Genomic DNA, 12,132 nt, shown 5'->3' with positions numbered 1-12,132 from the left:
CGGGCGCGTCGTTTCAGTCCGCCGCGGGGGAATCGGAGGGAGACTCCGGCTCGCTGGCCGGGACGCCAAGCACCTCATCCAGCCTCAGCTGCAGGGTGTCGAGCTCCGCGGCGGTGGGCTTCCAGAACGCGCTGCGATGAATCCTGTCCTCATCCCGCGGGGTGCCCTCCGCGTCCCAATGCGCGCGGCCGCGGGCAAAGAGCGGCGCGGTCATGGTGCCGTCGCCGCGGACAATCCGCCACCACGTGAGGCCCTCCGGAGCCTTGCGCATGGCACCTGCAGGGCGCCGGGGAGTGGACAGCCCAATGATCTCTGCCACGGCGCCGTAAGAGGTCACCCGGCCGGGCGGGACGGCCTCGATGACGCGATAGACCGCCTCATCTACTGCCTCTGGATCGCTAAACCTCGGGTTCACCACGCTGCCCACTCTAGCGGCGCGCGCGCCGCGACGACGGGCGCTATCCACAGGCCAAGCCCGGCGCCGCGCACGCCGTGGCCCGGCCGCGATAACGTGAGGGCATGGCGCACGAGAACAACATTCAAGACCAGCTCCCCCTCGGCGATGCGACGGGAGGCGCCGTGGCCTGGCATGAACTGCCACGGGCGGCGTTTGACCTGGAGACCACCGGGCGGGATCCGCGCACCGCACGCATCGTGACGGCCTCCGTCGTGATCGTGAACGGTCGCAACGAACTGCTCCAGCACCACGAGTGGTTGGTTGATCCGGGCGTGGAGATCCCGGAGGAGGCCGCCGCCGTGCACGGCATCACGACGGAGAAGGCGCGCGCTGAGGGGCAGGACCCGGCCACGGCGATTGCCCAGATCGCTCAGCTGCTGGGAAACCTCTTCCAGACCATGCCCGTCATGGCCTTCAACGCCCCCTATGACTTCACGGTGCTAGAGGCGGAGTCCCGGAGGGTGGGGGTCCCCTCCATTCGCCCGTTCCCCGTGATTGACCCTCTGGTGCTTGACCGCGCGGTGGACAAGTACCGCCGCGGCAAGCGCACCCTGACGGCCATGAGCGAGCACTACGGGGTGTCCCTGGTGAACGCCCACACTTCCGCGGCGGACGCCCTTGCCACCGTCGGCGTGGCGGATGCCATTGCCCGCAAGTACGCCGCCCAGATCCAGGTGGAGCTGCCCCAGCTGCACACGGCACAAGAGGGGTGGCAGCGCGCCTGGGCAGAGAATTTCCAGGACTTTCTGCGCCGCAAGGATCCCTCCGCGAGCGTGGACGCCGTCTGGCCGCGCGCGGACTTGGGCCCCCGCGAGGGCTGAGGCGCCGCTGCGGGGGTGATGTGCCGATTGACACACGTGTGACCTCCTGTGACGGGATTCATACGTCACATGGTTCCGCCACGCGGGCCTGGGAACATGCACTCGTTCGGCGCAATCCGGGCATACCGCTCACTTCTTCGGCAAAGGGGCGCACATTGCCGCACACCTGGGAGATTCGTCGGCAAGAGAGGCCATTCGGTCGATAATCTTCGCGGGTGCTTCAATGGGGAGGTTGCATCACTCCCCGCGTTGAAGAGGACCCCAGACACCCGTGATCACTGTTTCCCATCTGAGCAAGGAGTTCGTCTCCGGCGACCGCCGCGTGCAGGCGCTCAAAGACGTCTCCCTGGCCGTGCCAGATGCCCAAATCCACGGCATCGTGGGCCAGTCCGGCGCCGGCAAGTCCACGCTCGTGCGCTGTCTGACCCTCCTGGACACTCCCAGCTCCGGCACCCTGTCCATCGATGGGCAGGACCTGACCGCGCTCTCCGGAACGGATCTGCAGGCGGCCCGCCGCCGCATCGGGCTGGTCTTCCAGCACGCCAACCTCTTTGACGCCCGCACCGCCGTGCGCAACGTGGCCTACCCGCTAGAAATCTCCGGCCTCTCCCGTGAGAAGCGCCTGGCCCGTGCCACCGAGCTGCTTGAGCTGGTGGGCCTGAAGGGCGCCGAGGGGGCCTACCCCTCCCAGCTCTCCGGCGGACAGAAGCAGCGGGTTGGCATTGCCCGCGCTCTGGCCGCGGACCCCAAGGTCTTGCTCTGCGACGAGCCCACCTCTGCCCTTGACCCGTCCTCCACCGCAGAGGTGCTCCAGCTCATCCGCGATGTGCGTGATCGTCTTGGCCTCACCGTCCTGGTGATCACCCACGAGATGAGCGTCGTGAAGACGCTGTGTGACTCCGTGTCCCTGCTGCAGAACGGCACCATTGTGGAGTCCGGTTCCGTGGAAGAGGTCGTTGCTTCCAACGGCGCCCTGACACAGCAGCTGGTTCCGCTGCCGCCGCTGTCCGCGACCCCGCTGCGGTCCGGAGAAACGGCCCTGGACATCCTGGCTGTGGGCGACGCCGTCGATCTTCCGTTTGTTGCCGAGGCCTCGCGCCTGGCCGGTAGCGACGTTCCCGTGATGGCCGGCTCCATTGAGCGCATCGCTGGTGGCCGCGTGTCGCGGCTGCGAGTGGCCATCCCTGCTGGCGTCGACGCCGACCACATCCAGAGCGAGCTGCGCCGCATGGGCGCGACCGTGACCGCACCCGTTTCCCCGGAGGTGGCCGCATGAGCCAGTCTGTGATTCTTGCCGCCGATGACTTCTTTGCGCCGCTCAAGGCCACCGGCATCTGGAAGGTGATTGGCGACGCCCTGGTGGAGACGCTGCAAATGGTCGCCATCTCTGGCATCGCCACCGTGCTGATCGGCACCGTCTTTGGCGTGTTGCTCTGGGCCAGCTCCCGCGGGGGGATCCTGCCCAAGTGGCTTGATGTCTTTGTGAAGGTGGTCCTGTCCTGGGTCATCGTGAACATCCTGCGCTCCATCCCCTACGCCATCTTGATGCTCACGCTGATCCCCTTCACGCGCATCCTGGTCGGCACCTCGCTTGGCCCCATGGCGGCCAGCGTCTCGCTGACCATCGGCACAGTCCCGTTCTTTGCCCGCCTCGTGGAGTCTGCGCTGCGTGAGGTGGACCGCGGCAAGTTGGACGCCGCGTCCGTCATGGGTTCCAGCCGCTTCCAGTTGGTCTCCAAGGTCGCGCTGCCAGAGGCACGTCCCGCGATGGTCGCGGCCATCACCACCACCGTGGTCACGTTGGTGGGTTACTCCGCCATGGCCGGCCTGATCGGCGGCGGCGGCCTAGGCCGCCTGGCGTACAACTACGGATATCAGCGCTTTGAGCTCTCCATCATGCTTGTGGTCCTCGTGATCATGGTGGTGCTGGTGCAGCTCATTCAGTTCCTCGGTGATCGCCTCACCCGCGTCGTGGATCACCGCTAACCCCCCATTCTCCCGGCCCCAGGGCCGGAACTGCAGCCGGTAGCCGCCAGCTGCGTCGTCGCCGCCTTTATTTACCCAGCGGCCCGTCATCAAGGAGCACTCTCGTGCGCAAGAAGTTCTCGTTTGCAGCCCTGGCCGCCGTCGCGGCCCTGGCCCTGTCCGCCTGCGGCGCCGGCTCCACCCCGGCGGCCTCCTCTGCCCCGCCCCTTGACCCGGCCAAGCCGGTCAAGATCACCGTGGCCGCGAGCCCCATCCCCCACGGCAAGATCCTGCAGTACGTCAAGGACAACCTCACCAAGGACTCCGGCATTGAGTTGGAGATCAAGGAGGTTGATGACTACATCACCCCCAACACCTCGCTGCAGGACAAGTCGGTGGACGCCAACTTCTTCCAGCACCTGCCCTACCTTGAGGCGCAGAGCAAGGACAAGGGCTACAAGTTTGCCCACGGCGAGGGCATCCACCTTGAGCCCATCTCCGCTTACTCGGAGAAGTACCAGAACGCCGCGGACATCCCCGAGGGCTCCACGATTGCCATCACCAACGACGCCTCCAACCAGGTGCGCTCGCTGAAGGTGCTCCAGGATGCCGGCGTGCTCAAGGACATCCAGGACACCGACACTGCCCTGGCCATCTCCGGCGATGCCAGCGCGGACAAGAACCCCAAGAAGCTGGTCTTCAACGAGATGAACCCGGAGGTCGTGGTCCAGCAGATCAAGGACCCCAAGGTCGCCGCCGCCATCGTCAACGGTAACTTTGTGCTCTCCGCCAAGCTGGACCAGAAGCCCATCGCCGTGGAGTCCGCTGAGAACAACCCCTACGCCAACTTCCTGGTGTGGCGTGATGGCGAGGAGACCCCCGCCGTCAAGAAGCTTGACGAGCTGCTGCACTCCCCTGAGGTCAAGGCCTACATCGAGAAGACCTGGCCGGATAAGAGCGTCATCCCGGCGTTCTGATCCTTCCCGATCCACATGCAAAGGTTCCCCGCACCGGTTGGTGCGGGGAACCTTTTCTTGTTGCCGTCGAGTCGCGACGCGCGGCACTGTACCGCGGCGCCGCGGCAGGACTAGGCGTCCGGCGCCGTCGCCGTCGCCGCGGCCCTGGCGGCGGCGGGAAGCGCGGTGACAATCTGATCCATCGCCGCGTCGTCGTGCGCGTCGGAGAGGAACCACGCCTCAAAGACGCTGGGCGGCAGGTACACGCCCTGCTCCAGCATGGAGTGGAAGAACGGCGTGTAGCGCCAGCCCTCCTGCGCTTGGGCGTCGGCGTAGTTGTGCACGCCGCGCTCTGAGGTGCCAAAGGCCACGGAGAAGAGGTTGCCAGCCACCTGCAGCGAGTGATCCACGCCTGCGGCGTTCAGCGCGGCGCTCAGCTCGTCCTGCAGTTGCAGCGAGCGGGCGTCGATGTTGGCGTACATGTCCGACGTCGCGTGCTCCAGTTGGGCGATCCCGGCGGCGGTCGCGACGGGGTTACCGGAGAGCGTGCCAGCCTGGTACACGGGTCCAAGAGGAGCCAGGAAGTCCATGATCTGGGCGGGTCCTGCCAGCGCGGCCGCGGGCATGCCGCCGCCAATGACCTTGCCGAAGGTGAAGAGGTCAGGGACCCAGCCCTCGGTGCGGCCGGTGAGGCCCCAGTAGCCGGCGTCTGAGGCGCGGAAGCCCGTGAGCACCTCGTCCACGATCAGCAGGGAGCCCGCCTCCGTGGTCTTGGCGCGCAGGTAGGCGTTGAAGCCCTCCTCCGGGAGCACCACACCCATGTTGCAGGGGGCGGATTCGGTGATGACGGCCGCGATGCGCTGGCCATACTGCTCAAAGGCCGCATCCACAGCGGTGCGGTCGTTGAAGGGAAGCACCAGCGTCTCCGCGGTGACGGCCGCGGGCACGCCGGCGGAGCCGGGCAGCGCCAGCGTCGCCAGGCCGGAGCCGGCGGCGGCCAAAAGCGCGTCCACGTGACCGTGGTAGCAGCCGGCAAACTTCACGATGAGGTCCCGGCCGGTGTAGCCGCGGGCTAGGCGCACGGCGGTCATGGTGGCCTCGGTGCCGGTGGAGACCAGGCGCACCCGCTCCACGCCGCCCATGCGCCCGGCAATGAGCCCGGCCAGGCGGGACTCGGCCGGGGTGGACGCCCCAAAGGAGAGCCCGTGATCCACGGCGCGGTGCACGGCCTCGATCACGGCCGGGTGGGAGTGGCCAAGCAGCGCGGGGCCCCAGGACATGACGAGGTCAACGTAGCGCTTGCCCTCCACGTCCGTGACGTGGGCGCCGTGGGCGTCCACGAGGAACGGGGGCACCCCGCCCACGGAGCCAAAGGCCCGGACGGGAGAGTTCACGCCGCCGGGCATGATGGCCTGGGCCGTGGCGAATTCCTGGGCATTGGTTCTCATGCTGTGCCTTCCTTCAGCCACTGCGCAATCTCCAGCGACCAGTACGTGAGCACCTGGTCCGCGCCGGCGCGGCGCAGTCCCAGGACGGATTCGAGGATGGAGGCCTTGCGGTCAATCCATCCGTTGGCTGCGGCCGCCTCGATCATGGCGAACTCGCCGGAGATTTGGTAGGCGGCGACGGGAACCGGGGATATGGCGGCGACGTCCGCCAGGATGTCCATGTAGGCCATGGCGGGCTTGACCATGACCATGTCCGCGCCCTCTTCCAGGTCAAGCTCCACCTCGAGGACGGCCTCGCGGCGGTTGGCCGGGTCCATCTGGTAGGTGCGCCGGTCCCCGACCAGCTGGGAGTCCACCGCCTCGCGGAAGGGGCCGTAGAAGGCGGAGGCGTACTTGGCGGAGTACGCCATGACCAGGGTGTCCTGGAAGCCTGCCTGGTCAAGGGCGGCGCGGATGACTCCCACCTGCCCGTCCATCATGCCGGAGGGGCCAAGCACGTCCGCGCCGGCGCGGGCCTGGGCCACGGCCATCTCGGCGTAGATCGCCAGCGTCGCGTCGTTATCCACTGAACCGTCCGCCGCGAGCACGCCGCAGTGGCCGTGGTCGGTGAACTCGTCCAGGCAGACGTCGCCCATGACCAGCAGCTCATCCCCCACTTCCGCCTTCACATCGGTGATGGCCAGGTTCAGGATGCCCTCTGGGTCGGTGGCGCCGGAGCCCACGGCATCACGCGTGGCGGGCACACCAAAGAGCATGATGCCGCCCAGCCCGGCCTCTGCGGCGCGGGCCGCCTCCGCCTTGAGCGAGTCTCGGCTGTGCTGGACCACGCCGGGCATGGAGGAGATGGCGATGTTCTCCGTGGCCCCCTCGCGGACAAAGGCCGGGAGGATCAGCTGATGCGGGTTGATGCTCGTCTGCGCCACCAGGCGGCGTACGGCCGGGGACTGGCGCAACCGGCGGGGGCGCCGGGACGGGAAGCTCACTGTGGGTTCCTTTCGTGAACGACCGTGTCCCGGGCCGCAAGGGCGTCGGCCAGGCCGACGGGGTCGGTGGAGGCGGAGATCGCGTCGATACGCAGGCCAAGCCCGGTCGCCTCGTCCGCGGTGCGCGGCCCGATCGCGATGTAGCCGGTCGCGCTGGCGCGCCCGTCCAGCAGTTGCGCCACGCGGCGCGCCGTGGACGGGCTGGTGAGCACGGCGGCGTCCAGCAGCCCGCAGGACAGGGCGTCCGCGAGGTCATCGGGCAACATGCGCGCGGCCCCTGGCAGGGCCTCGGGTGTGTTGGCGCCGCGCACGGCCGTCGCGAGCGCCAGCTCCGGCCGGGCGGGGGCGGGGACCGTGCGGTATGCCACGGCATCCTCGGGTCGCCAGCCCAGCTCCAAGAGGCCGTCGCGCAGCTTGGGCGAGGCCAGATCCGCGGCGGGAAGCCAGACGGCGGCAAACGCGGTGTCCTCTACGGCCGGCCAATCCGCCAGCAGCCCGCGTGCGGAATGCTCGGCGGACGGGATCAGATCCACGCGTACCCCGGCGGCGCGCAGTGCCCTTGCGGTCGCCTTGCCCACTGCGGCGACCTTGGTGCGCGGCGCCACCTGCAGCAGCGGCGCGGTGGAACCGGGCACATGCTCCTGCCCTGCACCGCTGGCAGGGTCGGCGGCTGCTGCGTGGGTCTCGGTGCCTGCCGCGGCGGCGCCGGCGAAGGACGCGTCGGCCAAGGACGCAGGCTCGAAAGCTGTTTCCTCTCCGGTGTGAGCCTGGCTACCACCCTGTGAGGCGGCGCCTGAGGAGCCCTCGTCCGCCGCATGAGCGGCAATCGCCAGGAGGGCGGAGACGGTGGTGACGGAGGTGAACGCGACCCAGGAGAAGGCACCCTCCGCGAGGCGCGCGAGCCCCTCACGGATCACGGCGGTCTCCGTGCCTGGCTCTGGCAGCTCGTGCGCTATCAGCGGGCACAGCACGGGCACGGCCCCGGCCTTCAGCAAGGCGTTGGCCAGCGGCGTGGCGCGGTCCTCTGCCCGCAACACGGCGACGGTGGGTGCGCTCATGGCTTCTCGCCTTCCGGGTTGGTGCCCATCAGCTGGGCGGCTCCTGCGGCCAAGAGTTCATCCGCCAGCCGCTCACCAAGGGCAAGCGCACCGGCCAGGTCCTGGACCTGGGCGGAGGCGTGGCGACGCAGCGAGCGGGAGCCATCCGGGCTCACGGCCACGGCATCCACTCTCAGCGAGCCGGTCCTGCTGAGCACGGCGAGCGCGCCAAGCGGGGCGGCGCAGCCGCCCTCCAACCGGGCCAACAGCGCCCGCTCGGCGCTGACCGCCCACCTGGTGGCAGCGTCGTCGAGCACCAACAACGCGCGCGTCAGCGGGGAATCAGCCGCCGCCGTGGCGCTGGAGACCTCCACCGCCAGGGCGCCCTGCCCGGGGGCGGGGAGCATGACGTGGGGGTCAATGCGCTCGGTGACGAAGCGCTGCAGGCCAAGACGGTCCAGGCCGGCCCCGGCCAGGATCACGGCGTCAAGGTCTCCCGCGCGCTCGCGGCCAACGGAGCCGGGGTCGTCGTGTTCAAGGACAAGCCCCTTGACCCGCCGCAGGCGCGTGGGCACGTTGCCGCGGATGTCTGCGACGCGCAGATCCGGGCGCGCGGCCAACAGCTGCGCGGCGCGCCTCGGGGACCCGGTGCCCACCACGGAGCCGGTCGGGAGATTGTCCAGCGTGTGGCCATCCCGCGCCACCAGCACGTCGCGGACGTCCTCGCGGGTGGGGATCGCGGCGATACTCAGACCCTCCGGCTGGGCCACGGGGAGGTCCTTGAGCGAGTGCACCGCCACCTCAACGCCGCCATCTAGCACGCGCTGGCGCAACGAGGCGGCAAAGACGCCCGTCCCGCCCAGCGCGGCCAGCGAGCCGGTGACCACGTCTCCCTCGGTCTTCACGATCAGGGTCTCTGGGTCACCGGCCCCGGCGGCGCTCAGCGCCCTGGCCACGATCCCGGTCTGGGTCGTGGCCAGGGCGCTGCCGCGGGTGCCGATGCGGAAATCGCTCACGCCTGGGGAACTCCTACCTCTGAGTCAACGGCGGCGATGGTCGGTTTAAACGTGCCATCGCGCATCTGCTTCACGCAGCAACCGGGGCGGCACACGTCAAACCATGGCCCGCCCGTGACGCAGGAGACGCGACCCTGGCGCAGCGCCTGGCCGTCCGGGCCAAGCAGGCGTTCCTCGATCAGGTCAACCACGCCGGATACAAAGGCGGTGTGCGTGCCGTGGGTGGGCACACGGTGGAAGGCAAGCCCCAGCTCCTCTGAGGTCTCCTTGGCCTCGGTATCCAGGTCCCAGACCACCTCCATGTGATCCGAGACAAAGCCAATGGGAACCACCACGACGCCGCGGGTTCCGGCCTCGGCGTACTCCGTGATGGCGTCGTTGATGTCCGGCTCCAGCCAGGGAATGTGCGGCGCACCGGAGCGGGATTGGAAGACCAGGGACCAGTCAAGGCCCTGCGCCGCAGTCACGCGGGAGAGGATCTCGCGGGCCACGTCCAGGTGCTGCTGGGAGTACATGTCCGTCTCGATCTGGGCCACCAGGTCCCGCGGGCCGGCCGCATCCGCGTCGCTCTGCGGGATGGAGTGGGTGGTGAACACGATGTGGATCGGGGCACCCTCCTCGCCCTTGGCCAGCAGCTGCTTGCGCACATCCGCCAGGCCCGTCGCCAGGTCCTCAACGAAGGGCTCCACGAAGCCGGGCGTGTCAAAGTACTGGCGGATCTTGTCCACCTCTAGCTTGCCCTCAAGGCCCGTCTCTCGCAGGGCAACGCCGTAGTCCTCGCGGTACTGGCGGCAGGAGGAGTAGCCAGAGTAGGCGGAGGTCGCCAGGACCAGGAGGCGCCGGTGGCCTGCCCCGTAGGCCTCTTGCAGCACCTCTGCCACGTAGGGGTCCCAGTTGCGGTTGGCCCACAGCACGGGGAGCTGGACTCCGCGCGCCTCCAACTCGCGCTCAATCGCGGCCTTGAGCGCGCGGTTCTGGGCGTTGATGGGGCTCACGCCGCCGTTGGCACGGTAGTGCGTTGCCACCTCTTCGAGGCGCTCGTCCGGGATGCCGCGGCCGGCGGTGACGTTGCGCAGGAACGGGATCACGTCCTCTTGGCCCTCTGGCCCGCCGAAGGAGGACAGGATCAGGGCGTCGTACGCCTTGGGCTCCATCCTGCCGTTCTCGTCGTACCCCGTTCGCGGGTCAAAGCTGATATCCGCGCTCATGCCAGCACCTCCAGTGCCTGCTGGGCGCTGATGCGGCGCCCGGTGTAGAAGGGGACCTCTTCGCGCACGTGCTGGCGGGCGTCGGTGTAACGAAGGTGGCGCATCATGTCCACCAAGTCGATCACCTCGGGGGCCTCCAGCGCAATGATCCATTCCCAATCGCCCAGGGCAAAGGAGGCCACGGTGTTGGCCTGCACCATGGGGAAGTCGCGGCCAAGGATGCCGTGATCGCGCAGCATCTTGCCGCGCTCCTTGGCATCGAGGGTGTACCAGTCGTAGGAGCGCACAAACGGGTACACGGTGAGCCACTCGCTTGGCTCGGTGCCGCGGGCAAAGGAGGGCGAGTGGTCCTTGGCGAACTCCGCCTCGCGGTGCACCCCAAAGTAGGAGAAGGCCAGCTCGGTTCCGGCCAGCAGACCGGTGCGGCGCAGCCGGCGCAGGGCCGCCTGCAGGCCCTCAAAGCTGGGTCCGTGGACCCACACCATCAGGTCAGAGCCCTCGCGCATGCCAGAGACGTCGTAGAGCCCGCGCAGCGTGACGCCCTCGTCCGCCAACTGGGCGGCAGCGACGTCGAACTCTTCCGCGTCAGAGGCCGCGCGCTCAATGCCATCGATCCTCGCGTAGACCGCCCAGGCGGTGAAGTGCAGGGTCTGCTCTCCCTCCCGGGAGCGCTCCGCCATGACGGGCGACGAATTCTCCGGACGGTATGCGGTCTCGGACATGCGGTCCTCACCTGTTCCTTTCCGGCCGGGTCTCCGGCCACCTCCTCGCGCCCTCAGGGGGGACGGCGCGAGCTATGACTGTGGGGGCGGGTTCAGCTGGCGCTGATCCCGAGTTGAGCGCGGGTCGCGGCCACGATGGGCGTCAGCCCGGTGCCGCTGCGCCAGGCACCGATGACGTCAAGATGCTCGACGCCGCGTAGCAGCACCGCGGCAGCGTCAAGCAGGGCGCGGTGCCCCTCGGTCGCCATGGGGAGGGCGCCGGGGTGACGGATCACGTCGGAGCCAAGCACGTCCGCGGAGCTCAGCGGCACGCCAAGCAGCACGGCCGCATCGGCAATGGCCTGCTTGGTCAGGACCGCATCCTTGGCGTCCGCCATGCGGGCGGCCGCGTCCGTGGTGCGCCCGTAGGACAGGCGCACGGCGTGGCGGCCAGGGCCCGCCTCGCGGGCAAGCCAGGGCCACTTGGCGGTGGAGTGGGTCAGGGCCTTGGCCACCACGTCCGTGGCGTCCGGCGCCACCAGCACGCCGGTCCCGCGGGGGGCCTCGTCCAGGACGGGCTGGTCTACCACCAGGGTCACCAGGGTGACTCCGGCGCCCTTGGCAGGGCGCAGGGCGGCGAGGCCAGGCACCGAGCCGGCCAACAGGTCAACGGCCGTGGGGCCGTCCGTGGCCACCACCAGGCGGTCTGCCTCCAGGGTGTCCGTGCCAGAGGCCACGTGCCAGATCCCCTCCGCCAGCTCCACCGTGTCAATCACCGTGTGATCAAGCAGCGTCACGCCGCGCTCGCGGAGGTCCTCAAGCAGCGCGGTGGTCAGGGTGTTCATGCCGCCGTCAAGGCCCGCCACGGCGGAGCCGGCCGGCGCGGCTGCCCGCAAGGAGGCAGCGGCCCGGCACAGTGAGCCCTCGCGGGCCAGGGCCGCACGCAGCCCAGGGGCAATCGCGTCCGCGTCCAGCACGTCCGGGTCCGCCGAATGCACGCCGGAGACCACGGGAGCCACCAGGGTGTCCAGTGCGGCCTGGCCAAGGCGCTCACGCACCAGGTGTCCCAGGCTCACGTTCCCCTTCAGCAGGGAGGGGTCCACCGGCAGGTCAAGGTCCTCGGCGGCGCGCTCGGCGCCAGGGCGGCCAAGCGCCGCCACCACGTCAGCGGCCAGCGGGTCCCCAGGAATGCCAAAGATGCCGGTGCGCGGCAACGGGATGTCACGGCCCGGCCCGGCGTGCAGCCAGGCGGGCGACTCGGAGGGCAGCACCACATCAAGGCCAAGCTCACGCGCCAGGCGGGAGACGGAGGGATTGCGCGTGGCGAAGGACTCCGCACCCGCGTCCAGCACAAGGGAATCCACGGTGTGGGCGGTGACCCGGCCGCCCAGTGCGCCGGCCTCTGCCACCACCACACGGTGACCGGTCAGGGCCAGCTCACGCGCGGCGACGAGCCCAGAGATACCGCCGCCAATGACGACAGCCAGCGGGGTGTCGGTGGCGGCGGGGGCGGTATTGGGGCGACGCAGTGCTGACATGC

Annotated in this window: 12 protein-coding genes; 4 read left to right on the top strand and 8 right to left on the bottom strand. The window is 69.3% G+C overall.

Annotated features, from left to right (window positions below; all coding sequences use genetic code 11):
• Positions 1-13: 13 nt before the first annotated feature.
• Positions 14-418 (bottom strand): MGMT family protein, encoded by a 405-nt coding sequence (locus DWQ67_RS13675; RefSeq protein ID WP_158595325.1) that lies wholly within the window; start codon positions 416-418, stop codon positions 14-16.
• 101 nt (positions 419-519) lie between these two features.
• Between DWQ67_RS13675 and DWQ67_RS01880 the strand changes: the two genes are divergently transcribed.
• The 4 genes from DWQ67_RS01880 (at position 520) to DWQ67_RS01865 (ending at position 4,220) form a co-directional block, all read left to right on the top strand.
• A complete protein-coding gene (locus DWQ67_RS01880) occupies positions 520-1,278 on the top strand; it encodes a 3'-5' exonuclease (protein WP_121483880.1) in 759 nt (252 codons plus the stop codon).
• 271 nt (positions 1,279-1,549) lie between these two features.
• Positions 1,550-2,554, top strand: a complete 1,005-nt coding sequence (locus DWQ67_RS01875) for a methionine ABC transporter ATP-binding protein (protein WP_121483879.1) — start codon at positions 1,550-1,552, stop codon at positions 2,552-2,554.
• Positions 2,551-3,264, top strand: a complete 714-nt coding sequence (locus DWQ67_RS01870) for a methionine ABC transporter permease (protein ID WP_121483878.1) — start codon at positions 2,551-2,553, stop codon at positions 3,262-3,264. Before DWQ67_RS01875 ends, DWQ67_RS01870 begins: the two co-directional genes overlap by 4 nt.
• Before the next feature lie 104 nt (positions 3,265-3,368).
• Positions 3,369-4,220, top strand: a complete 852-nt coding sequence (locus DWQ67_RS01865; RefSeq protein ID WP_121483877.1) for a MetQ/NlpA family ABC transporter substrate-binding protein — start codon at positions 3,369-3,371, stop codon at positions 4,218-4,220.
• A gap of 110 nt (positions 4,221-4,330) precedes the next feature.
• Here DWQ67_RS01865 and hemL read toward each other — a convergent pair whose 3' ends face one another.
• The 7 genes from hemL to DWQ67_RS01830 all read right to left on the bottom strand — a co-directional run bounded on the left by hemL (position 4,331) and on the right by DWQ67_RS01830 (position 12,130).
• Positions 4,331-5,647 carry a glutamate-1-semialdehyde 2,1-aminomutase gene (gene hemL, locus DWQ67_RS01860; protein ID WP_121483876.1) on the bottom strand — a complete coding sequence of 439 codons (1,317 nt, stop codon included), beginning with the start codon at positions 5,645-5,647 and terminating at the stop codon, positions 4,331-4,333.
• A complete protein-coding gene (gene hemB, locus DWQ67_RS01855) occupies positions 5,644-6,630 on the bottom strand; it encodes a porphobilinogen synthase (protein WP_121483875.1) in 987 nt (328 codons plus the stop codon). Before hemB ends, hemL begins: the two co-directional genes overlap by 4 nt.
• The gene (locus DWQ67_RS01850; protein WP_121483874.1) at positions 6,627-7,688 is read right to left on the bottom strand and encodes a uroporphyrinogen-III synthase; all 1,062 of its coding nucleotides are present in this window, start codon (positions 7,686-7,688) and stop codon (positions 6,627-6,629) included. The genes hemB and DWQ67_RS01850 overlap by 4 nt, the downstream gene beginning before the upstream one ends.
• Positions 7,685-8,683: a hydroxymethylbilane synthase gene (gene hemC / locus DWQ67_RS01845; RefSeq protein ID WP_121483873.1), complete on the bottom strand. Its 999-nt coding sequence runs from the start codon at positions 8,681-8,683 to the stop codon at positions 7,685-7,687. Before hemC ends, DWQ67_RS01850 begins: the two co-directional genes overlap by 4 nt.
• On the bottom strand, positions 8,680-9,891 hold the full coding sequence (locus DWQ67_RS01840; protein ID WP_121483872.1) for a ferrochelatase: 1,212 nt from the start codon (positions 9,889-9,891) through the stop codon (positions 8,680-8,682). The genes hemC and DWQ67_RS01840 overlap by 4 nt, the downstream gene beginning before the upstream one ends.
• Complete coding sequence (hemQ, locus tag DWQ67_RS01835) at positions 9,888-10,571, bottom strand: hydrogen peroxide-dependent heme synthase (protein WP_233555889.1); 684 nt, start codon at positions 10,569-10,571, stop codon at positions 9,888-9,890. The genes DWQ67_RS01840 and hemQ overlap by 4 nt, the downstream gene beginning before the upstream one ends.
• 134 nt (positions 10,572-10,705) lie before the next feature.
• Entirely contained in the window at positions 10,706-12,130 is a 1,425-nt protein-coding gene (locus DWQ67_RS01830; protein WP_121483870.1) for a protoporphyrinogen/coproporphyrinogen oxidase, read from the bottom strand.
• Positions 12,131-12,132: the final 2 nt, after the last annotated feature.

Origin of the sequence: Galactobacter caseinivorans (genome assembly GCF_003640665.1) — a bacterium.
Lineage (GTDB): Bacteria > Actinomycetota > Actinomycetes > Actinomycetales > Micrococcaceae > Galactobacter > Galactobacter caseinivorans.
This window is presented reverse-complemented; position numbering and strand designations above follow the sequence as displayed.